At 66.6% G+C, this 20,279-nt stretch carries 22 protein-coding genes; 15 read left to right on the top strand and 7 right to left on the bottom strand.

What is annotated here, in order from left to right; genetic code table 11:
* Positions 1–87: 87 nt before the first annotated feature.
* From ACGHN1_RS05780 to ACGHN1_RS05740, 9 genes are all read left to right on the top strand, one after another.
* Positions 88–642, top strand: coding sequence for a F0F1 ATP synthase subunit delta (locus tag ACGHN1_RS05780; protein WP_390549181.1), 555 nt, complete (start codon positions 88–90; stop codon positions 640–642).
* 13 nt (positions 643–655) lie between these two features.
* Positions 656–2,185, top strand: a complete 1,530-nt coding sequence (gene atpA, locus ACGHN1_RS05775) for a F0F1 ATP synthase subunit alpha (RefSeq protein WP_390549179.1) — start codon at positions 656–658, stop codon at positions 2,183–2,185.
* Positions 2,185–2,421 (top strand): hypothetical protein, encoded by a 237-nt coding sequence (locus tag ACGHN1_RS05770; protein WP_390549178.1) that lies wholly within the window; start codon positions 2,185–2,187, stop codon positions 2,419–2,421. The genes atpA and ACGHN1_RS05770 overlap by 1 nt, the downstream gene beginning before the upstream one ends.
* A gap of 6 nt (positions 2,422–2,427) precedes the next feature.
* A complete protein-coding gene (locus tag ACGHN1_RS05765) occupies positions 2,428–3,306 on the top strand; it encodes a F0F1 ATP synthase subunit gamma (protein WP_390549176.1) in 879 nt (292 codons plus the stop codon).
* Positions 3,307–3,323: 17 nt separating this feature from the next.
* Entirely contained in the window at positions 3,324–3,659 is a 336-nt protein-coding gene (locus ACGHN1_RS05760; RefSeq protein ID WP_390549174.1) for a hypothetical protein, read from the top strand.
* Between the two features lie 31 nt (positions 3,660–3,690).
* Positions 3,691–5,148 (top strand): F0F1 ATP synthase subunit beta, encoded by a 1,458-nt coding sequence (gene atpD, locus ACGHN1_RS05755; protein WP_390549172.1) that lies wholly within the window; start codon positions 3,691–3,693, stop codon positions 5,146–5,148.
* Positions 5,149–5,152: 4 nt separating this feature from the next.
* Positions 5,153–5,410 carry an ATP synthase F1 subunit epsilon gene (locus ACGHN1_RS05750; protein ID WP_390549171.1) on the top strand — a complete coding sequence of 86 codons (258 nt, stop codon included), beginning with the start codon at positions 5,153–5,155 and terminating at the stop codon, positions 5,408–5,410.
* A gap of 175 nt (positions 5,411–5,585) precedes the next feature.
* Positions 5,586–6,599 carry a glycosyltransferase family 2 protein gene (locus tag ACGHN1_RS05745; RefSeq protein ID WP_390549169.1) on the top strand — a complete coding sequence of 338 codons (1,014 nt, stop codon included), beginning with the start codon at positions 5,586–5,588 and terminating at the stop codon, positions 6,597–6,599.
* Positions 6,600–6,623: 24 nt separating this feature from the next.
* Positions 6,624–8,300, top strand: coding sequence for a DUF6311 domain-containing protein (locus ACGHN1_RS05740; RefSeq protein WP_390549167.1), 1,677 nt, complete (start codon positions 6,624–6,626; stop codon positions 8,298–8,300).
* A gap of 16 nt (positions 8,301–8,316) precedes the next feature.
* Here ACGHN1_RS05740 and ACGHN1_RS05735 read toward each other — a convergent pair whose 3' ends face one another.
* Positions 8,317–9,045 carry a class I SAM-dependent methyltransferase gene (locus tag ACGHN1_RS05735; protein ID WP_390549165.1) on the bottom strand — a complete coding sequence of 243 codons (729 nt, stop codon included), beginning with the start codon at positions 9,043–9,045 and terminating at the stop codon, positions 8,317–8,319.
* Positions 9,046–9,085: 40 nt separating this feature from the next.
* A complete protein-coding gene (gene glmU, locus ACGHN1_RS05730) occupies positions 9,086–10,453 on the bottom strand; it encodes a bifunctional UDP-N-acetylglucosamine diphosphorylase/glucosamine-1-phosphate N-acetyltransferase GlmU (RefSeq protein WP_390549163.1) in 1,368 nt (455 codons plus the stop codon).
* 61 nt (positions 10,454–10,514) lie between these two features.
* Between glmU and ACGHN1_RS05725 the strand changes: the two genes are divergently transcribed.
* The 3 genes from ACGHN1_RS05725 (at position 10,515) to ACGHN1_RS05715 (ending at position 13,479) form a co-directional block, all read left to right on the top strand.
* The gene (locus ACGHN1_RS05725) at positions 10,515–11,201 is read left to right on the top strand and encodes an HAD family hydrolase (protein WP_390549161.1); all 687 of its coding nucleotides are present in this window, start codon (positions 10,515–10,517) and stop codon (positions 11,199–11,201) included.
* Positions 11,202–11,313: 112 nt separating this feature from the next.
* Positions 11,314–12,243 carry an SDR family NAD(P)-dependent oxidoreductase gene (locus tag ACGHN1_RS05720; RefSeq protein WP_390549159.1) on the top strand — a complete coding sequence of 310 codons (930 nt, stop codon included), beginning with the start codon at positions 11,314–11,316 and terminating at the stop codon, positions 12,241–12,243.
* 66 nt (positions 12,244–12,309) lie between these two features.
* Entirely contained in the window at positions 12,310–13,479 is a 1,170-nt protein-coding gene (locus ACGHN1_RS05715; RefSeq protein ID WP_390549157.1) for a hypothetical protein, read from the top strand.
* On the opposite strand, the gene ACGHN1_RS05710 is transcribed toward ACGHN1_RS05715, so the two are convergent.
* The 4 genes from ACGHN1_RS05710 to ACGHN1_RS05695 are packed head-to-tail and all read right to left on the bottom strand — an operon-like array spanning position 13,476 to position 16,469.
* Positions 13,476–13,829, bottom strand: coding sequence for a DUF2794 domain-containing protein (locus ACGHN1_RS05710; protein WP_390549155.1), 354 nt, complete (start codon positions 13,827–13,829; stop codon positions 13,476–13,478). The two genes, ACGHN1_RS05715 and ACGHN1_RS05710, sit on opposite strands and share 4 nt — an antisense overlap.
* Positions 13,829–14,530, bottom strand: a complete 702-nt coding sequence (epsC, locus tag ACGHN1_RS05705; protein ID WP_390549153.1) for a serine O-acetyltransferase EpsC — start codon at positions 14,528–14,530, stop codon at positions 13,829–13,831. The genes ACGHN1_RS05710 and epsC overlap by 1 nt, the downstream gene beginning before the upstream one ends.
* A 28-nt stretch (positions 14,531–14,558) precedes the next feature.
* A complete protein-coding gene (locus tag ACGHN1_RS05700) occupies positions 14,559–15,170 on the bottom strand; it encodes an ATPase (RefSeq protein ID WP_390549151.1) in 612 nt (203 codons plus the stop codon).
* A 9-nt stretch (positions 15,171–15,179) separates the two neighbouring features.
* The gene (locus tag ACGHN1_RS05695; protein WP_390549149.1) at positions 15,180–16,469 is read right to left on the bottom strand and encodes a heavy-metal-associated domain-containing protein; all 1,290 of its coding nucleotides are present in this window, start codon (positions 16,467–16,469) and stop codon (positions 15,180–15,182) included.
* 68 nt (positions 16,470–16,537) lie between these two features.
* Between ACGHN1_RS05695 and purM the strand changes: the two genes are divergently transcribed.
* From purM to ACGHN1_RS05680, 3 genes are read left to right on the top strand one after another with little or no spacing between them, the layout of a single operon-like run.
* The gene (gene purM, locus ACGHN1_RS05690; RefSeq protein ID WP_390549147.1) at positions 16,538–17,635 is read left to right on the top strand and encodes a phosphoribosylformylglycinamidine cyclo-ligase; all 1,098 of its coding nucleotides are present in this window, start codon (positions 16,538–16,540) and stop codon (positions 17,633–17,635) included.
* On the top strand, positions 17,628–18,602 hold the full coding sequence (purN, locus tag ACGHN1_RS05685; protein ID WP_390549145.1) for a phosphoribosylglycinamide formyltransferase: 975 nt from the start codon (positions 17,628–17,630) through the stop codon (positions 18,600–18,602). Before purM ends, purN begins: the two co-directional genes overlap by 8 nt.
* Positions 18,602–19,795 carry a sulfotransferase gene (locus ACGHN1_RS05680; protein WP_390549143.1) on the top strand — a complete coding sequence of 398 codons (1,194 nt, stop codon included), beginning with the start codon at positions 18,602–18,604 and terminating at the stop codon, positions 19,793–19,795. The genes purN and ACGHN1_RS05680 overlap by 1 nt, the downstream gene beginning before the upstream one ends.
* On the opposite strand, the gene ACGHN1_RS05675 is transcribed toward ACGHN1_RS05680, so the two are convergent.
* On the bottom strand, positions 19,792–20,226 hold the full coding sequence (locus ACGHN1_RS05675) for a nuclear transport factor 2 family protein (protein WP_390549141.1): 435 nt from the start codon (positions 20,224–20,226) through the stop codon (positions 19,792–19,794). The genes ACGHN1_RS05680 and ACGHN1_RS05675 overlap by 4 nt on opposite strands.
* Positions 20,227–20,279: the final 53 nt, after the last annotated feature.

The following is a 20,279-nucleotide window of genomic DNA, read 5'->3' as shown; positions in this document are numbered from 1 at the left end:
CCAGCCTCGCCTGGGAGCCTTCCGAGCGCACCCTTTCGGCGAGCATCGCATCGTTATTTTCCGCTCCCTTCACGAGGACGAGAACGCGTGGAACTTTCCGCCGGTATTCAGGCAAGCCTGTCAGGGCGCTATGCTTCTGCGCTGTTCGACCTGGCATCCGAGAACGGCACCGTCACGGCGGTCGAATCCGATCTCGAGAAGCTGGACGCCGGGTTGTCCGAATCGGCAGAGCTCAAGCTGCTCACCACCAGCCCCAAGGTCGGCCGCGCGGAAGCGGAGAAGGCGCTGTGGAGCGTGGCCGCGATCATGGGTCTTTCCGACCTCACGCAGAAATTCCTCGGCACGCTGGCGCAGAACCGCCGCCTGTCGCAGCTGCCCGCGATCATCCGCGCCTTCCGCGCCATCGCCGCCGCCCAGCGCGGCGAGGTCACGGCACAGGTCACCAGCGCCCATCCGCTGACCGACGCGCAGGTCGAAACGCTCAAGGGCAAGCTCACCGCGCGCGAAGGCCGCACCGTGAAACTCTCGACGAAGGTCGATCCCGACCTTCTCGGCGGCCTCGTCGTCACCATCGGCTCCAAGCGGATCGACGGTTCGATCCGCACCCGCCTCAATTCACTCGCCCAGGCCATGAAGGCTTAAAGGACTTACGCACATGGATATCCGCGCCGCAGAAATCTCCAAGGTCATCAAGGACCAGATCGCCAGCTTCGGCACCGAGGCCGAAGTCAGCGAAGTCGGAACCGTGCTGTCCGTCGGTGACGGCATCGCCCGCATCCACGGCCTCGACAAGGTCCAGGCCGGCGAAATGATCGAGTTCGCCAACGGGGTCCAGGGCATGGCGCTCAACCTCGAAGCCGACAATGTCGGCGCGGTGATCTTCGGGTCGGACAACGACATCAAGGAAGGCGACACGGTCAAGCGGACCGAGACCATCGTCGACGTGCCGGTGGGCAAGGCCCTGCTCGGCCGCGTGGTCGACGCGCTGGGCAATCCGATCGACGGCAAGGGCCCGATCGAGACCACCGAGCGCCGCTTGGTCGAGACCAAGGCCCCCGGCATCATTCCGCGCGAATCGGTTTCCGAACCGGTGCAGTCGGGCCTCAAGGCGATCGACGCGCTCGTTCCCGTCGGCCGCGGCCAGCGCGAGTTGATCATCGGCGACCGCCAGACCGGCAAGAGCGCGGTGGCGATCGACACCTTCATCAACCAGCGCGAAGTCAACAAGTCCGACGACGAGGGCAAGAAGCTCTACTGCATCTACGTCGCCGTCGGCCAGAAGCGTTCGACCGTGGCGCAGATCGTCAAGAGCCTCGAGGAAAACGGAGCGATGGAATACACCATCGTCGTCGCCGCGACCGCTTCCGAGCCGGCTCCGCTTCAGTACCTGGCGCCCTACACCGGTGCCGCCATGGGCGAGTTCTTCCGCGACAACGGCATGCACGCCGTGATCGTGTACGACGACCTTTCCAAGCAGGCCGTCGCCTATCGCCAGATGTCGCTGCTGCTGCGCCGCCCGCCGGGCCGCGAAGCCTATCCCGGCGACGTGTTCTACCTCCACAGCCGCCTGCTCGAGCGCGCGGCGAAGATGAATAAGTCCGAAGGCGGCGGTTCGCTGACCGCGCTGCCGATCATCGAAACGCAGGCGGGCGATGTGTCGGCCTATATCCCGACCAACGTGATCTCGATCACCGACGGCCAGATCTTCCTCGAGACCGACCTGTTCTACCAGGGCATCCGCCCGGCGATCAATGTCGGCCTGTCGGTCAGCCGCGTCGGCGGCGCCGCGCAGACCAAGGCGATGAAGAAGGTCTCGGGCTCGATGAAGCTCGACCTTGCACAGTACCGCGAGATGGCCGCCTTCGCGCAGTTCGGCTCGGACCTCGACGCCGCGACGCAGAAGCTGCTCAATCGCGGCGCGCGCCTGACCGAGCTGCTCAAGCAGCCGCAGTTCAGCCCGATGCCGTTCGAGGAACAGACCGTGTCGATCTTCGCCGGCACCAATGGCTATCTCGATTCGATCCCGACCGACCGGGTGACCGAATACGAGAGCGCGATGCTGAGCCACATGCGCAGCGAGCACAGCGATGTCCTCAAGACCATCCGCGAAACCGGCAAGTTCGAGGACGACGTCAAGGACAAGGTCGTCGCCGCGCTCAACACATTCACCAAGCAGTTCGCTTGATGGATGATCGCCTCACCCTCCGGATAGCGACCGACGGCTCGCTGTTCCTCGAGGGGGAGGCGATGACGCTCCAACAACTGGAGCAACGATTAGAAGAGGATGAGGCCAACAACGTCAGAACAACGATCATCGCAAATTCAGCGGAGGAACCGGAATGGGAAACCATCCAGCCGGTTCTACAGCTTCTGATGCGCTTCGATCGTATGATCAAAGGCATTGTCGGGACTCAGGAATAGGACACTATGGCCAGCCTCAAAGAACTCAAGGGCCGGATCAACTCGGTCAAATCGACCCAGAAGATCACCAAGGCCAAGCAGATGGTCGCGGCGGCCAAGCTGCGCCGTGCGCAGGCGCGGGCCGAAGAGGCGCGCCCCTATGCCGAGCGGCTGGCCGACGTCATGGCCTCGCTCGTGAGCAAGGTCAGCGGCGACAGCGCGCCCAAGCTGTTCCGCGGCACCGGCTCCGACCAGCGCCACCTGCTGGTGGTGGTCAACACCGACAAGGGCCTGTGCGGCGGTCTCAATTCCAACATCGTCAAGGCCGCCAAGGTCAAGGCGCGCGAGCTCATCGCGGCGGGCAAGGACGTCCAGTTCTACCTCGTCGGGCGCAAGGGCCGCGCGCCGATCAAGCGCGACTACGAGGACCGGATCAAGACGCATTTCGACACGTCCGAAGTCCGCACCCCTGGCTTCGAGGAGGCCGAGGCGATCGGCATCGACCTGATCGAGCGCTTCGAGAACGGCGAATTCGACGTCGCCCACCTGATCTACCCGATCTTCAAGTCGGCGCTGGCGCAGGACCCCACGGTCGAACAGCTGATCCCCGTCCCCAAACCCAAGGGCGAAGAGGTCAAGACCTCCGGCGGAGCAGTGGTCGAGTACGAACCGGACGAGGAAGCCATCCTCGAGGAGCTGCTGCCGCGCTACGTCCGTACCCAGCTGTTCACCGCCCTGCTCGAGCGCGAGGCTTCCGAACAGGGCGCCTCGATGACCGCGATGGACAACGCCACGCGCAACGCCGGCGACCTGATCAAGGACCTCAACATCAAGTACAACCGCAGCCGCCAGGCCGCGATCACCACCGAACTCATCGAAATCATCGCCGGCGCGGAAGCGCTGTGATCAGGAATTTGCCACCCGTGAAGAACATCGCATTCATCCTTCCCCTTCTCGCCCTTGCCGCCTGCGGCGAGGAACCGGCGACCGAGCCCGCCGAAGTCGCCACCGTCGCGCCCGAGCCGGTGGAAAGCCTGCCGGCTCCGGACCAGGCGCTGTTCACCGCCCGCTACGCCGAAGCCTGCCCCGAGGACGATGCGGTCAACACCGCCGTGTGCCGTCGGGCCGGGCTGGGCTCGCCCGACGTCGTCTGCGAATTCGGCCTCGGCGAGGACGAATATCTTCGCAACAAGGCAACCCTAACCGCGAGCGACGGCGACTGGGCCTTCGCCGATCCGGAAAACGTCTGCGCCGGCTGAGGCGCGAAATCTCAACGTCAGGACCACGATCATGGCCACCGCTCCCGTAATGAACCAATCGCCCAACGGCACCATCGCCCAGGTCATCGGCGCCGTCGTCGACGTCGCCTTCGAAGGCGAACTGCCGCCGATCCTCACTGCGCTCGAAACCAGGAACGGCGAGTCGACGCTGGTCCTCGAGGTCGCGCAGCACCTCGGCGAGAACACCGTGCGCACCATCGCGATGGACGGGACCGACGGTCTCGTGCGCGGGCAGGAGGTCATCAACACCGGATCGCAGATCAGCGTGCCCGTGGGCCCGAAGACGCTGGGCCGGATCATGAACGTCATCGGCCAGCCGATCGACGAGCGCGGCCCGATCGGCGCGGAACAGACCAACCCCATCCATGCCGAGGCTCCGCTGTTCGTCGACCAGTCGACCGAAGCGGCGATCCTGGTGACGGGCATCAAGGTCATCGACCTGCTCGCCCCCTATGCGCGCGGCGGCAAGATCGGCCTGTTCGGCGGCGCCGGCGTCGGCAAGACCGTGCTGATCCAGGAACTGATCAACAACATCGCCAAGGGCCACGGCGGCGTCTCGGTGTTCGCCGGCGTGGGTGAGCGGACTCGTGAGGGCAACGATCTCTACCACGAATTCCTCGACGCCGGCGTCATCGCCAAGGACGCCGAAGGCAATGCGACCTCGGAAGGCTCCAAGGTGGCGCTGGTCTTCGGCCAGATGAACGAGCCCCCGGGTGCCCGCGCCCGCGTCGCGCTGTCGGGCCTGACCATGGCGGAATACTTCCGCGACGAGGAAGGCCAGGACGTGCTGTTCTTCGTCGACAACATCTTCCGCTTCACCCAGGCGGGCTCGGAAGTGTCGGCACTGCTCGGCCGCATCCCCTCGGCGGTGGGCTACCAGCCGACGCTCGCCACCGACATGGGCAATCTGCAGGAGCGCATCACCTCGACGACCAAGGGTTCGATCACCTCGGTCCAGGCGATCTACGTTCCCGCGGACGACCTTACCGACCCCGCGCCCGCGACCTCCTTCGCGCACTTGGATGCGACGACGACGCTCAGCCGCGCGATTTCCGAGCTGGGCATCTACCCCGCGGTCGATCCGCTCGATTCGACCAGCCGCGTGCTCGAACCCCGCGTCGTCGGCCAGGAGCATTACGAGACCGCCCGCCGCGTCCAGGAGACGCTGCAGAAGTACAAGAGCCTGCAGGACATCATCGCCATTCTCGGCATGGACGAGCTGTCCGAGGAAGATAAGCTCACCGTCGCCCGCGCGCGCAAGATCCAGCGCTTCCTCAGCCAGCCGTTCCACGTCGCCGAGGTGTTCACCAACATCCCCGGCGTGTTCGTCCAGCTCGAAGACACGGTGAAATCGTTCAAGGCGGTCGTCGACGGCGAATACGACCACCTGCCCGAAGCCGCCTTCTACATGGTCGGCGGGATCGATCAGGCGGTCGAGAAGGCCAAGAAGCTCGCCGAGGACGCCTGATACCATGGCCCTGCATTTCGAACTCGTCACTCCGGCCAAGCTGGTCCGTTCCGAGGACGTCTACATGGTGGTCGTCCCCGGAACCGAAGGCGAGTTCGGCGTGCTGGAGGGCCACGCGCCCTTCATGTCGACGATCCGCGACGGCGAGGTGAAGATCTACGCCACGGACGGCGCGACGCCCGAGACCATCGCCGTGCGCGGCGGCTTCGCCGAAGTCGGCGACAAGGGGCTGACCGTGCTGGCGGAGCACGTCGAGGGCTGACTTACATCTCGAACCGATTTCGAAGGGCGGCCCGCGGGTCGCCCTTTTTCGTTGTCGTGCAAGCCGCGCCGAGCGCATCTTTAGGTTTTGGAAAGGATGTTTTTCTACACCCTGGAAACGCGCAGTGTGCGGCCGGGGGAGCGGCCGGCAGAGCGCCTTCTAGGGGGCTATTGGCTTGTCCGTCGGTTTCTACAAACACACGCGCATCTCGCTGGTCGTCGCAGTCCTCGACGAGGAAGCCAGCATCGGTCCCTTCGTCGCGCGGATCGACCAGGTCTTCGCCGCACATCCCGAGATCGGCCTGGAGCTCGTCTTCGTCAACGACGGCAGCAGCGATCGCACGCTCGAGGTTCTGATAGACCTCCAGAAGCACGACAGGCGGATCAAGATCGTCGACCTGTCGCGCAATTTCGGCAAGGAAGCGGCAATGACCGCCGGGATCGACATCGCTTCGGGCGCCGCGGTGGTACCGATCGACGTCGACCTGCAGGACCCTCCCGAACTCATTCCCGACATGATCGCAATGTGGCAATCCGGCTTCGAGGTCGTCCTTGCCCGCCGCAACAGCCGCCCCGGCGACAGCTGGACGCAGCGCACGCTTGCCGGGCTTTTCTACAAGAGCCACAATCTCATCGCCGACGTGAAACTGCCCGACGATGTCGGCGACTTCCGGCTGATGGACCGCGCGGTGGTGGACGCGCTCAAGCAATTGCCCGAATCCCGACGGTTCATGAAGGGCCTGTTCGCATGGGCCGGGTTCCGGACCACGAGCATCGGCTACGAACGACCTGCGCGCGCTGCCGGCAAGTCCAGCTTCAACCGCTGGAAGCTGTGGAACTTCGCACTGGAGGGGATCACCAGTTTCTCCACCAGCCTGCTGCGGGTGTGGACCTATATCGGCCTCATAGTCGCCAGCTGTTCCTTCCTCTATGCCGGCTACATCGCGCTGCTCGTTCTGGTCCGGGGGGTCGAGGTGCCCGGCTACGCGTCGCTCGCGGTCATGATCATGTTCATCGGCGGGCTGCAACTGGTCGGCACCGGCATTCTGGGCGAATATCTCGGCAGGACCTATCTCGAATCCAAGCGGCGCCCGGTCTACCTCATCCGCAAGGTGCATTCCGCGCAGCTATCGTCTCGCGAAGAGCGCGAACCTCTGCCTGCCCACGAGACGGCCGAAGCGCCGCGCTGAGCCCCGATGGCACATGCCGACAGGATGACCGCTCTCGGGTCGCGCCGGGTGGGACGGTGGGAATGGCTCGCGGCCGCCGGACTGGGCGTGGCGATCTTCCTCGTCGTGGCCGGTCCGCAGATCCTCGACCCGACGAACGACGGCTGGCTTCTCAACAAGACCGCCGTCGGCGAGTACGATCGCAGCGCTCACTATCTCGCCTGGTTGCAATATGCGCAGGATGAGTGGCGCTGGCCGCTGGGCGCCAACCCGAACTACGGATTGGAGCTGGGAAATTCGACGGTCTACAGCGATTCCGTCCCGCTTCTCGCAGCGATCGCCAAGCTGATCGCGAAGCTGACCGGAGCGCAGTTCCATTACTTCGGCTTCTGGGTCCTGCTGTGTTTCGCGATGCAGGCCGTGGTGGGATACCGCATCGCTGCCATTTTCGACGACGGCCGACTGTTCCGGATCGCCGGAACGGCGCTGATCGTCCTGACCCCGCCCTTCGTCGAGAGGTTCCAGCGCCACATCACCCTGGGCGGGCACTTTCTGGTGCTGCTGGGGGTGCTGCTGGTTCTCGACCGGCGCATCGCGCGAAAGCCGGTCTGGTGGATCGGGCTGTTCATGCTCGCCACCGCGATCCACTTCTATCTGCTGGCGATGGTCGCGGCGCTGTATCTCGCCGATCTCGTCATGCGCCTGCGCGAAGGAGCGCGACCGCTCCATGTCATTGCCGAGCTGGTCCTGGCCGAACTCGCGATCCTGCTGGTGGCGTGGCAATCGGGCTATTTCACGGTGCAGGGCAGCGTCCAGAACTGGGGGTACGGCCTTTTCTCCATGAATCTTCTGGCCCCAATCGTGCCGATGGGTTTCGGCCTTGTCTTGCCGGAAATCGCAGTCGGGCCCGGACAGGGAGAAGGTTTCAATTACCTCGGCCTCGGCATCTTGATGCTGCTTGCGATCGCACTGGGGACGCTGGCGCGCGGCCGGGTCGACATTCGCCCCACATTGAGGCGGTTCTGGCCCCTCCTGCTGGTGTCTTGCGGATTGGCCGCCTTCGCGGTGACTCATGCGCTGGCGTTCGGTCCGTGGTCGGCGACCCTCCCCCTGCCCGAACGGCTGACGGCTTTCGGCGGGATCCTGCGCTCGTCGGGCCGCATGTTCTGGCCGGTGGTCTACCTGCTCGTTGCGGCAGGCCTCTGGTTGATCGCGCGGGGATTTTCCGAGCGTCGCCGCGCTGTGCTGCTCTGCGCGCTCGTACTCGTTCAATTGGTCGATATTGCGCCCGGCATCGCCAAGGTCCGGCAGTCCTTTGTAGACGAACGCGCTTTCGCCCCGCTCGAAAGCACCGATCCATTCTGGTCCAAGGTTCCCCGTCGATACGCGAAACTGCGCTGGATGATGCCGATGGACCAGAGTCCGCACTGGCTCCAGCTCGCCGAATTCGCGGGGCGGCACGGTATGGCCACCGATGCCGTCTACCTCGCGCGGATGGATGGCGACGCCTACGATGCACTCGAGCGCGATACGAAGACGGCGATCGCGCAAGGGCGCTTCGCACCCGACACGCTTTACGTCCTCGACGAGGACATCGCCGAAGAAGTCTCGAAGGCGTACGATCCGGAGCGCGACAGCCTGGGGAGGGTCGGCAATCTCACCGTGCTCGCGCCGGGCCTCGCTGCCTGCGAAACCTGCGTCCGGCCCGAACCGTTGAACTGAACCCCGACAGGCCTGCCTATCGCGCGGAGCAGATGGCGCAGAGCGACAGACCGACCGGCAGCGACCCCCGGGCGAGCACGTGGCGCTCGCTGGCGAATATCCGTGTCAGCGCGGCATTGAGCCTCGGCGGCGGCACATCGTCGAGCTGCGCTCGGCTGTTCCTTATCCGGCTGGCCAACCTCTGGGCCACGGCAGCAGGAAAGAGAAAGCTGTTGAAGAAGCTCAGGTAGTCGACCCGGAGTCCGGCCTTGTCGATCACTCCGGCGAGATTTGCGCGCGAATAGCGGCGATGATGGTGATGCTGCTCGTCGTGCGAGGACCACAGCATCTGCAGCGCGGGGACCGTGAGCATGATCCGGCCGCCGGGTGCGAGCAAAGCAGCCAAGCTGGTAAGGCTCGCAACGTCTTCCTCCACATGTTCGAGGACATCGAACAGGGCGATTAGGTCGAAAGGGGGATCGATCGCGTCGAGGCCGTCGGGAAGACGGGCGGGTTTGACGTCGAGACCCGAACGGGCCCGGGCGATCTCCCGCGCCGAATCATCATATTCGCAGGCCTGCACACGGCCGAAACGCCGCAGAAGCTCGAAATTCCCGCCGGTGCCGCAGCCGGCCTCGAGTATGCGCGCTCCAGTCGGCGGGGCGATCCGCCTGGCGATGAGGCTGTCGATGATCGCGCGCCGGCCGACGAACCACCAGTGGGTGGTCTCGATCTGTGCCATGGCGTCGTAGGCCTCGCGCTCCATTTCCCGCCTTCCCCTCGTCCCGTTCGCGCTTCGGTCGGATTCAGTCCTTCCTGGCCGCCGCCTTTTTCTTCTTCATCGCATCGTGGAAGCGGTCGGCCCAGCCTGGCTTTACCAGCTGTTCGCCCCTGACCATGCGCATCTCGCCGTCCGCGACGTCGCGGCTGACCGCGCTGCCGGCGGCGACGATGGCGTCCGCGCCGATCCGGACCGGGGCGATCAGCGCGCTGTTCGAGCCGATGAAGGCGCGGGGACCGATCTCGGTCCTGTGCTTGAAATAGCCATCGTAATTGCAGGTGATCGTGCCCGCGCCGATGTTGGCGCCGGCGCCGACCTCGGCATCGCCGAGATAGGTGAGGTGGCTCGCCTTGGCCCCCTCGCCCAGCACCGCCTTCTTCATCTCGACGAAATTGCCGACGAAGCTGTCCTTGCCCATCACCGTGCCGGGGCGAAGGCGGGCGAACGGTCCGACCTGTGCCCCTTCGCCGACATCCGCGCCCTCGATATGGCTGAAGCTCTTGATGTGCGCGCCGCGCGCCACCTTGACGCCGGGCCCGAACACCACGTTCGGTTCGATCGTGACATCGGGCGCGAGCTCCGTATCGAAGCTGAAGAACACCGTCTCGGGTGCCTTCAGCGTCACCCCCTCGGCCATCCAGTGCTCGCGCTGCTCGGCCTGCCACAGCGCCTCCGCGGCAGCGAGTTCGGCGCGGCTGTTGATCCCGGCGACCTCGCCCGGATCGGCGGTGGTGACCGCGGCGCATGTGTCGCCGTCGGCGATCGCGATGTTGACGATGTCGGGCAGGTAGTATTCGCCCTGCGCATTGTCGTTGCCGACCCGCCGCAGCAGCGCGAAGATGTCATCGGCCCGCGCCGCCATCAGGCCGGAATTGCACAGCGTGCAGGCGCGCTCCGCCTCGTCGGCGTCCTTGAACTCGACCATCTTGCGGATGCGGCCGTCCTCGTCGGCGATCACCCGGCCATAGGCGAGCGCGTCCTCGGGTTCGAAGCCCAGCACCACCACCTTGGGCGCGTCCTCGGCATGCAGGCGGTCGAGCATCGCCTGCATGGTCTCGCCCTTCACGAAGGGCACGTCGCCGTAGAGCACCAGCACGTCGCCGGTGAAGCCTTCGAGCGCGCCCTCTGCCTGCTGCACCGCATGGCCGGTGCCCATCTGCGGTTCCTGCAGGCAGGTGCGCGCGGAGTCGCCGAGCGCCTGCTCCAGCTGCTCGCGCCCGGCGCCGACCACCACGACCTTCTTCGCCGGTCCCAGCGCGTCGACCGAGGCCATCAAATGGTGCAGCATCGGCCGCCCCGCGATCGGGTGCAGCACCTTGTGCAGGTCGCTCTTCATGCGGGTACCCTTGCCCGCGGCGAGGACGATGGCGGCGAATTCGTGGCGTGTGCTCATGGTCCGGAGCCTTGCCACCATTGGCTTGCGGTTTGAAGGCGCTTCCGCCACCGGCATCCATATGGCTGATTTTCCCTTCGACGCGATCGGCTTCGATCTCGATGGCACGCTGATCGAATCGCACCGCGATCTCGGGACCGCGGTCAACCACGCGCTGGCGCTCGGCGGCTTCGTCAGCGTTCCGATCGACCATGCGAGCGATCTGATCGGCGGCGGAGCCAAGCTGATGCTGGCCAAGGCGCTGGATGCGCAGGGCGGCGTGGCGGAGGACGAATTCCGCCGGCTCTACAAGGCGATGCTGGCCTTTTACGGCAAGAATTACGCGAACCATACCCGCCCGTATCCCGGCGTCGTCGAGGCGCTGGACGAACTGGCGCGGCGCGGCGTACGGCTGGGCGTGGTGACCAACAAATTCGAGGAGTTTGCCCGCGGTATCCTTGACATGCTGGGCCTGTCGGGCCGCTTCGACTGCGTGATCGGGGGCGACACGCTCGGCAAGGGACCCGACGGCAAATATCTCGCCAAGCCCGCGCCCGACCCGATCGTGAAGGTCCGCGAACGCTGCGGCGGGGGACGCTTCGCCTATGTCGGGGACAGCAGCTACGACATTCGCGCCGCCCGCGCCGCGGGCGTTCCGGTGGTTGCCGCCTGCTATGGCTATTGCGACAAGCCCCGCGATGAATTTGGTGCCGACGTCATGATCGATTCGTTCGCGGAGCTAATCCCGGCGCTCGAAAGGCTCGGCTGACGACCCGCCGCTACGGCATCGCGGCCCGTCCCGCGCGCTGTTGCAAGTGCGAAGGGAACGTGCCAACCCGCGCACCGATTGACCTTAACGTAAACATTAGCGGAGAGACCCCATGAGCATCGATTTCAAGGACAAGGTAGCCATCGTCACCGGTGCAGGCGGGGGTCTGGGCCGCGAATATGCACTCGAGCTCGGCAAGCGCGGCGCCAAGGTCGTGGTCAACGACCTCGGCGGATCGCGCGACGGCACGGGCACGTCCGACATGGCGGCGCAGGTGGTCGAGGAGATCGAGAAGGCCGGCGGCACCGCCATGGCCAACGGCTCCTCCGTCACCGAATACGACCAGATGGAAGAGATGGTCGCCCGCGCGAAGGAGAAGTTCGGCGGCATCCACATCCTGATCAACAATGCCGGCGTGCTGCGAGACAAGACCTTCGCCAAGATGGAACCGCAGGATTTCGAATTCGTCGTCAAGGTCCACCTCAACGGCAGCGCTTTCGCCACCAAGGCGTGCTGGGAGACCTTCCGCGATCAGGCTTACGGCCGCGTGCTGATGACCGCGAGCTCGACCGGGCTGTTCGGCAATTTCGGCCAGGCGAATTACGGCGCGGCCAAGCTCGGCCTCGCCGGGCTGACCAAGACGCTCCAGCTCGAAGGGGCGAAGTACAACATCAAGGTCAACACGCTCTCGCCGGTGGCCGGCACGCGCATGACCGAGGACCTGTTTCCCGAAGAGGCCTTCAAGCTGTTCGACCCAGTCAATGTCGTCCCGGCCGCGCTCTTCCTTGTCAGCGAGGACGCGCCGACCAACGCCATCGTCGGCGCCGGCGCGGGCGGCTTCCACAGCGCGTGGACGGTGATGAACGACGCGGTCTGGCTGACGGACGAAGAACGCACCGTCGAAGGCTTCGCCGCGAACTGGGACAAGATCTCCGAATTCTCCAACCTCAAGGCGCCGCAGTCCGGTTCCGAGCAGTCGGGCGCGATCCTCACCGCGATGCAGAAGGTGACCGGCACCGGACCGTCCAGCGCGCGGGGCTGATTCCCGGCGTGTTGACGTAATAATACACCGGGCCTATCCTTACGGCATAGCCAGGGGGAGGCCCGGATGTATTCCGAAGACGACATCAATTCCGCCGTCGCGGCGGGCGCGCTGAGCGCCGATGCCGCGGCCTCGTTTCGCGCGCATATGACGCAGGTCCGCGACATGCCGCGCGGGGACGAGGAAAATTTCCGGCTGATCAACAGCTTCAACGACATCTTCGTCGCCATCGGCGTGGTCATCATGCTGCTCGCCGCGGGCGCGATCGGGCAGGCGATCGCCGGCGCCATCGCGGCGGTGCCCCCCTTCCCCGGACTGGACGGGATCGAGCCGACCGAGGCCCAATGGCAGGCCTTCGCCGCCGCTTCGCAGTGGCGAACAAGCCTTTCCGCCATGTTCGCCGGAATACTGGTCGCCGGCACCGGCTGGTCATTGGCCGAATTCTTCACCCGGCGGCGGCGGATGGCGCTGCCGAGCATCATCCTGCTGCTGGCCTTCGTCGGGGGAATCTTCGCCACGATCTTCGGCCTCGGCCTCGTCATCGGAGCCATGGACAACGAAAGCTCGGGCGCTTTCCTAGTGTCCGGTGCCGGACTGGTCGCGGCGCTGGCGGCCTATCTCCACTGGCGCCGCTTCATGGTTCCGATCACGGTTGCCGCGGGCGCGGGCGCCGCGGCGGTGACGCTGGTCGCGCTCGTCCTGGCCCTCATCCAGGCGAGTTTCGGGATCGCCGACCAGGCGGTGGGCGACATCCTGCTTGTGCTCGTCTTCGTGGCCGGGCTCGCGGTATTCGCCTTCGCCATGCGCTGGGATATCAGCGATCGCGAGCGCATCAGCCGCCGCAGCGACGTCGCCTTCTGGCTGCATCTGCTCGCCGCGCCGATGATCGCGCACCCGATCTTCTACTCGCTCGGTGTGATGGACGGGGCCGATCGCGTGGGCATCGGCGCCGCATTGGGCGTGGTCGCGATCTATATCGTGTTCGGCCTGGTCGCGCTGGCGATCGACCGGCGGGCGCTGCTGGTCTCCGCCCTGGCTTACGTCCTGGCAGCACTGACCTTCCTTTTCGACCGCTTCGGAGCCGTGGAGTTGACCTTCGCGCTCACCGCGCTGGTGATCGGCTCGGCCCTGCTGACGCTATCGGCCTTCTGGACGCCGATCCGCAATCGCATCGTCGGGCAACTGCCCGGCGGGTGGCAGGCCCGGGTTCCGGTAGCGGGCGTCGTCGCGGGCTAGTTCTCGACGATCTTCATCAGCCGCCGCTCGACCGGGGCGATGACCCCGGCGAGTTCGTGGCCGCGCTTCAGCACCTGTCCATGTTCGCCGATCAGGGTCCACATGCCCTGACGATTGCGGAGCGCCGGGCGCTTCTCGATCTGCGCCTGCGGCCTTTCCGCCGTGCGCCGGAAGGCCGCGAACAGAGCCGCATCGCGGGTGAAGTCCATCGCGTAGTCGCGCCATTCGCCGGCTGCGACCATCCGCCCGTAGAGATCGAGGATGCGCAACAGCTCCTCGCGCGAGAAGCCGGTCTGGGTGTTGCCATGCCGGAAGGGAAGGATCGCCCCGGTCGTGGCGGGCGGCTGCATCAGTCCTTGGTTCCGCTGCGCTTGGTGCCGGCATCCTCGACGGGAACGGCGCGGCGAAGGTTCTCGAGCTCCAGCCGCATTTCGGTGAGTTGCTGTTCGAGCGCCTCGACCCGGCCCATGTCGGGCTCGCACGGCTCGTTGCACGGCGTGCCGTAAGGCATGAACTCGCGCATCCAGGTCTCGACCGGGACCAGCGTGCTGCGCGCCTTCAAGCCGATCATGGTCGCGCCCTCGGGCACATCGTCGGTAACCACGGCGTTGGCGCCGATCCGCGCCCGCTCGCCGACCGTGATAGGGCCTATCACCTGCGCCCCGGACCCGATGATGACGTTGTCGCCGATCGTCGGGTGGCGCTTGCCGGGCTGGCCGTTGGTGGGATTGGTACCGCCCAGCGTGACGTTCTGGTAGATCGTCACGTCGTTGCCGATCTCGGCGGTTTCGCCGATGACGGTGAAGCCGTGATCGATGAAGAAATTGCGCCCGATCTTCGCACCCGGGTGGATGTCGATCGCGGTCACCATGCGGCTGAAATGGTTGATCGTGCGCGCCAGGAGGAACAGCTCGGCCTCGAACAGCCAGTGCGCCGCGCGGTGCCAGAACAGCGCCCAGACCCCGGGATAGGTGAGCACTTCCCAGCGGCTCCGCGGCGCCGGATCGCGCGCCTTGACGCTGTCGAGATAGGCAGTCAGCCGGTCGAACATTGCCGCAAATCCTTCCACCGATCGCGTTTCAAAGCAAGCGCGCCTGTTCCGGCCCCTGGATCGCCTCGAGAGCGTCGCGCCAGACCGACATGGTGGCGGCCACCTGCCGTTCAAGAGAAATACGGTCGATCTCGGCGACCAGCTGCTCGATCGCGGCGAAGCTGCGCTCGATACGGGGGGCGAGGTAACCGGCGGCTCCGTCGGCCAGCGCCAGCCGCCGCTGCTCGGCATGCGCCTCGATCAGATCGGCCACCATCGCATCGTCGGGCGTCCCGATCGCCAGCTGGAGCGAGCCTGCCAGCCGCGACCTGAGATCGGGCAGAGCGATGTCCCAGCCATCGGCATCGCTCACCAGCAGCAGTGGCCGCCCATCCTGCTGCGCGCGGTTCCAGCGGTGGAACAATGCGTCTTCCTCCATCGCATCGGCCCCGTCGATCGCCTCGCCCTCGCCGCTGCGTGCGAACCATTGGGCGAGCAGCGATTTGCCCGAGCGCGGCGGGCCGACCAGGATGGCGGTGTGGAAGGGCCAGGATGCGGGATCGCCGAGCGCCTCGACCGCGGCGCGGTTGGCGTTGCCGATCACGATCCGGCGGGCACCGCCGGGCATTCGCACATCGATCGGGAGGGCGATCTGCGACATGCGCAGGCGCTAGCGGCTGACGGTCAGCGCCGCGCCGCTCTGCTGCACCGAGAGACCGCGACCGCGCAGGGCCTCGGCCAGCTCGGCGATCGATCCGGCGAAGCTCACCGTCATGACCGACGTCCCGCCGATTGCGGTGCTGCGAATACCGGCATTGCGGACCCCGGGCGCGCCCCGCACGGCCGACAGCAATGCGTCGAAACTCTCGGCGTCCGGCGTCGCGAACTGCACCGAATAGAGCGCCACCGATCCTTCGGGCGGCGGTGCGCGGACGGGCGCATCGGTGATCGCCTGGCCGGGTTCGCCCTCGCGCAGTTCGAGCTCGCGCTCGCTCAACCCGCGGTTCTGCGCCTGGGCCTGGGCCAACACGGCGCGGGCACTGTCGATCAGCGTCTGGATCCGCTCGTCGAGCGTGATGTTGCCCAGCGTCAGCGTGGGATCGGGCTGCAGCCTGCCGGCCGCCAGGCCCCGCTGGAACAGCGCGTCGAACCGCAGCACCGCCTGTTCCAGCATCGCCGGAAGCTCCTCCGGACTTTGGGCGGTCAGCTCGAATGACCCCAGATAGGTGCTATCGGGTCCGTAGCGCGCGGTGAAGCGCCCTTCCACCGGCCCGCCGGGATAGGTGTAGCGCAGGTTCGCGATCGGCACGATCACGTCCGCCGCACCGAACTGGTCGAGCACGTTGCGCCACCAGGTGCGGCTGCGCCGGCCGGTCTGACCATAGGTGATCAGCAGCGATTCGCCGCCGGCACCGGCGGGGCGGACATAGGCGATCCGGCTGTTGCCCGGCTGGAATTCCGCCCAGGCGCGCTGCCAGGGATTGCGCCTTTCGTAGACGAGCTGCACCCCCGCGCTCATCGTCACCGGGACCAGCAGCAGCGGTGCGGAGCGCTGGGTTTCCGAAGCGCTCCCGAGATAGCGGCTGGCACGGGCACGGTCGAAGACCACGCCGAGCCGTGCGACGTAGCGCCGCGGACCGGCCTGCTCGCGCTCGATCACGATCGAGGAGACCAGCGACTGAAGCTGCGAATCGGACAGTTCCGGGCCGTCGATCTTCGCCCAGGCGAGCCGGGCCGCTTCCTGCCACCCGTTCTCGCGCGCTTCTTCCGGCGTGTCGCCGGTCTCGTTGACCTCGATCCCGCCGACCTGGATGTCCGACGAGGCGGCGATCGGCGCGATCCCGCGCTCCCCGTCGACCTGCGCGCGCACAGCAAGGGCCAGCAGCACTGCCAGAAGCAGCGCGGCGGCGACGATCAGTGTCCGACGCGAGGGGTGGGATGGAAGGGTCAGGGTCCGCATGGGGGAAACAGCGGGCCTTTTGCCCAAACCCTTATGGAAATCCAAGCGCGAATGCGTATGGCGGGGGGATGAGTGCGAATGGCTCCTCCTACACCTATGCCGATGCCGGCGTTTCCATCGCCGCCGGCAACGCGCTGGTCCGGGCGATCGGGCCGCTGGTCAAGGCCACCGCCCGGCCCGGAGCCGATGGCGAGATCGGCGGCTTCGGCGGCTTCTTCGACCCGAAGGCGGCGGGGTACAGCGATCCGCTGCTGGTCGCCGCGAACGACGGGGTGGGGACCAAGCTCAAGCTCGCCATCGACCACGACCGGCACGACACCGTCGGCGTGGATCTGGTCGCGATGTGCGTCAACGATCTGATCGTCCAGGGTGCCGAACCGCTTTTCTTCCTCGACTATTTCGCCACCGGCAGGCTCGAGAACGGGATCGCCGAACGCGTGATCGCCGGAATCGTGGACGGCTGCAAACAGGCCGGATGCGCGCTGATCGGAGGCGAGACCGCCGAGATGCCGGGCATGTATGCCGCCGGCGACTACGATCTCGCAGGTTTCTGCGTCGGCGCGGTCGAGCGCGGCGAGCAGCTTGCCGGCGACCGTGTCGCACCAGGCCAGGTGCTGCTTGGTCTCGCCAGTTCCGGCGTGCATTCCAACGGCTATTCGCTGGTTCGGCGGCTGGCAGCGGACAAGGGCTGGAAGCTCGATCGTCCCGCCCCGTTCGACCAAGACCGGCTGCTGATCGACGCGCTGATCGAACCCACGCGCATCTATGTCGCGAGCCTGCTTCCGGCGATCCGCGCAGGGCGGATCGCGGCGCTGGCGCATATCACCGGCGGCGGTTTGCTGGAGAATATCCCCCGCGTCCTGCCCGAAGGCTCGCACGCCGTGGTCGAGGCCGATGGCTGGGACCAGCCGGCGCTGATGGGTTTTCTCCAGGCGCAAGGCCGCATCGCGCCCGAGGAAATGGCGCGCACCTTCAACTGCGGTATCGGCATGGTGCTGGTGGTCGCCGAGGCCGAGGCCGAGGCCCTGGTCGCCGATCTCGAAGCGGCAAGCGAACGGGCTTTCCGGATCGGACGCATCGAAGCTGGCGGGCGCGGCTGCACGGTTCGTGGTTCGATCGACACATGGGGCGCCACCGCCGCGTGGGAAGCCCGGCACATTGCCTGATCGCCTCCGACCCCGCGCGCGCGTCGCGGTCTTCGTGTCGGGTGCCGGGACCAACATGGCGGCACTTCTCTATGCCTCGCGGCTTCCCGGGGTGCCTTACGAGATTGCCCTGGTGGCGAGCAACGATCCCGGGGCGGACGCGCTCGACCTGGCTGCAGGCGAAGGATTGCCGACTTTCGCTCTCGCGCATCGGGGCATGACGCGCGCCGAGCACGATAGGGCGATGGGGGATGCCGCCAAGGAAGCCGGGGCCGATTACATCGTACTGGCCGGCTATATGCGCATCCTGACACCCGAATTCGTCGCCCGCTGGCAGGGACGCGTGCTCAACATCCACCCCTCGCTGCTGCCGGCCTATCCCGGGCTCGATACCCATGCCCGCGCGATCGCGGCCGGGGACCGCGCGGGCGGCTGTTCCGTCCATCTCGTGACCGACGAGCTCGACAGCGGCGAGGTGCTCGGCCAGCTCGCAGTGGCGATCAGCCCAGAGGATACGGCCGAGGCGCTGGCCGCACGGGTGAAGCTGGCCGAACATCAGCTCTATCCGCGCGTGCTGGCGGATTACGTCTCGCGCCCCTATCGCGCCGACTGGCTGCTGGCCGAGGTCCGCAGCCGGGCAATGGCACTCGACGAGGTCGAGGAGAAGGAGAGCCACGGCGCGCCGGGCTGGAAGCTGGCAGGCAAGAGCGGAAAGTTCTTCGCCTATTTCAGCGATTTCCACCACGGCGGCTCGAACATCGCGCTGCTGGTGAAGACCAGCGGCGCCGACGAGCAGGAGGCGGTGATCGCGCGCGATTCCGATCGCGTCTTCAGCCCGCCCTATTACGGATCGGGCGGATGGATCGGCATCGTCCTCGACCGTCCGGGGCTCGATTGGGAACAGGTCGAGTATTGGCTGGCACGAAGCTGGCGCGCCGTCGCCCCCAGGCGGCTGTCCCGCTTGCTCGATGCAGCGGAGGAGTTCTGATGGCTCCGCCCCGCCCTCACCCGCTGGCGGTCTCGAACGCTGCCCGCCATGCCGCGCGGGCGCTCGAATGGTCCTGGTCGAGCGGTTGGAACGACAAGCCGGCGCTCGAACCCGAGGCCCTGTGGGCGATCGGCAGCAAGGGCTACGCGCGCGAGGACGAAATCTCGATCCGATCGGTCGAAGATGTCGCCGATTTTCGCGAGCGGCTGGAGGTCCTGTGCCGGTCCCTGCGCGAGGAAGCGCGGCTCAATGCGCTGGGTCACACCATGGCCTATGGGCAGATTACCGGCGCGATCCGCAAGCGACACGCGCTGGGTCGGCTGTGGCGCGAGCGGCCGGGGCTTGCCGAGACCGGAATCGCACCGCCGATCGCCGTGCTTGGCCAGATGCGCGCGGGGACCACCCGGCTGCAGCGCCTGATCGCCGCCGACCCGGCGCATGCGGGGACGCGCTTCTGCGACAGCCACAATCCCCTCCCCCGCGATCCCGACCTGCGCCCGCTGCGCAGCCGCGCCGCGCTGGCGCTGGCGCGCATCGTCAATCCCTGGCTCGACACGCTTCATCCCTTCGGCGCGACCCGGACGGACGAGGAGATCGGCTGGCTCTCCGCGGCGCTCGGCGCCTGCGCCTTCGAAGCGCAATGGCACATCCCGACCTTCGTCGCGCACAGCGAAGCGGGCGATCCGGCGCCGGTCTATCGCGAGTTCGCGCGCATCCTGCGGACCGATGCGGGCTTCCATCGCAACGCGCAACGTCCGCGTGTCCTCAAATGTCCGCAGTTCTCAGAGGACGCAGCCACGCTGGTTGCCCAGTTCCCGGACGCTCGCCTCGTGGTCGCCCGCCGCAAGCCGGCGGACACGATCGCCAGCGCGGTCTCGATGGTCGCGGCGCAAAGCGCGTTCCAGTCGGATTCACGCGACATCGCCGCGATCGAGGCGGAATGGCGTCGCAAGACTCGCTTACGGGATGCCCGCTTGGATGCCGCGCTGGCGGATTGCGACAACGCCGTCGCCGAAGTCGGGTTCGACGATCTCAACCGCGACTGGCGCGCGGCGATCCGCGCCGTCTACGAAGCGCTCGGTATGCGGCTGACGGCGGCAGCGCTCGCGGCGATGGAGCGGGAAGCCAGAACCGCGCGCAGCGACGCGCATCATGCCCACCGCGGGCAGATCAGGCGTTTCGCCGAAGCCTAGGAAGGGGTCGGCTCGCGCCTCAGGTGCGCAGTCAGCCGGGTGACCGAAACCGCGTTCTGATCGCGAAAGGCCTGCATCTCGCACAGCCGGTCGTCGTCTCCGAACTGGATCCGCCAGAGGCTTTCGCTGCAATAGTCGGGGTCGCTCCCGAGCAGGCGACCCTTGACCAGCACGTCGCCCTCCTGCTCGAAGACCTCGTCGGTCTCGATCTGCATGTCCTCGACCCGGTTGTAGAGTTCGCGCATGGCCGCAAGAAACGCATCGCGCCCGCGGATCGGCGACCCCGCGGTGTCGAGGTACACGAAATCCTCCGCGAGCGTATGTTCGAGCGCCTCGTATTCGCGCGCGTTGAGCATGCGCACGAGTTCGCGGGTCCGGACGATATGGTCTGAGCCGAACCAGGTGGCGGGGTTGAACAGCTTGCGCGACATGCCCGGCCCCCTATCAGATCGCGGGACCGGGCGTTATCGCATATGATATAGGG

Origin of the sequence: Qipengyuania sp. MTN3-11 (genome assembly GCF_042851825.1) — a bacterium.
Classification (GTDB): domain Bacteria; phylum Pseudomonadota; class Alphaproteobacteria; order Sphingomonadales; family Sphingomonadaceae; genus Qipengyuania.
This window is presented reverse-complemented; position numbering and strand designations above follow the sequence as displayed.

What these genes read in the sequence shown, in the direction of transcription:
- atpA (WP_390549179.1), top strand. Translation starts at nt 656, where the DNA reads ATGGATATCCGCGCCGCAGAAATCTCCAAGGTCATCAAGGACCAGATC.
- ACGHN1_RS05770 (WP_390549178.1), top strand. Translation starts at nt 2,185, where the DNA reads ATGGATGATCGCCTCACCCTCCGGATAGCGACCGACGGCTCGCTGTTC.
- ACGHN1_RS05765 (WP_390549176.1), top strand. Translation starts at nt 2,428, where the DNA reads ATGGCCAGCCTCAAAGAACTCAAGGGCCGGATCAACTCGGTCAAATCG.
- atpD (WP_390549172.1), top strand. Translation starts at nt 3,691, where the DNA reads ATGGCCACCGCTCCCGTAATGAACCAATCGCCCAACGGCACCATCGCC.
- ACGHN1_RS05750 (WP_390549171.1), top strand. Translation starts at nt 5,153, where the DNA reads ATGGCCCTGCATTTCGAACTCGTCACTCCGGCCAAGCTGGTCCGTTCC.
- ACGHN1_RS05740 (WP_390549167.1), top strand. Translation starts at nt 6,624, where the DNA reads ATGACCGCTCTCGGGTCGCGCCGGGTGGGACGGTGGGAATGGCTCGCG.
- ACGHN1_RS05735 (WP_390549165.1), bottom strand. Translation starts at nt 9,045, where the DNA reads ATGGAGCGCGAGGCCTACGACGCCATGGCACAGATCGAGACCACCCAC.
- glmU (WP_390549163.1), bottom strand. Translation starts at nt 10,453, where the DNA reads ATGAGCACACGCCACGAATTCGCCGCCATCGTCCTCGCCGCGGGCAAG.
- ACGHN1_RS05725 (WP_390549161.1), top strand. Translation starts at nt 10,515, where the DNA reads ATGGCTGATTTTCCCTTCGACGCGATCGGCTTCGATCTCGATGGCACG.
- ACGHN1_RS05720 (WP_390549159.1), top strand. Translation starts at nt 11,314, where the DNA reads ATGAGCATCGATTTCAAGGACAAGGTAGCCATCGTCACCGGTGCAGGC.
- ACGHN1_RS05715 (WP_390549157.1), top strand. Translation starts at nt 12,310, where the DNA reads ATGTATTCCGAAGACGACATCAATTCCGCCGTCGCGGCGGGCGCGCTG.
- ACGHN1_RS05710 (WP_390549155.1), bottom strand. Translation starts at nt 13,829, where the DNA reads ATGCAGCCGCCCGCCACGACCGGGGCGATCCTTCCCTTCCGGCATGGC.
- epsC (WP_390549153.1), bottom strand. Translation starts at nt 14,530, where the DNA reads ATGTTCGACCGGCTGACTGCCTATCTCGACAGCGTCAAGGCGCGCGAT.
- ACGHN1_RS05700 (WP_390549151.1), bottom strand. Translation starts at nt 15,170, where the DNA reads ATGTCGCAGATCGCCCTCCCGATCGATGTGCGAATGCCCGGCGGTGCC.
- ACGHN1_RS05695 (WP_390549149.1), bottom strand. Translation starts at nt 16,469, where the DNA reads ATGCGGACCCTGACCCTTCCATCCCACCCCTCGCGTCGGACACTGATC.
- purM (WP_390549147.1), top strand. Translation starts at nt 16,538, where the DNA reads ATGAGTGCGAATGGCTCCTCCTACACCTATGCCGATGCCGGCGTTTCC.
- ACGHN1_RS05680 (WP_390549143.1), top strand. Translation starts at nt 18,602, where the DNA reads ATGGCTCCGCCCCGCCCTCACCCGCTGGCGGTCTCGAACGCTGCCCGC.
- ACGHN1_RS05675 (WP_390549141.1), bottom strand. Translation starts at nt 20,226, where the DNA reads ATGTCGCGCAAGCTGTTCAACCCCGCCACCTGGTTCGGCTCAGACCAT.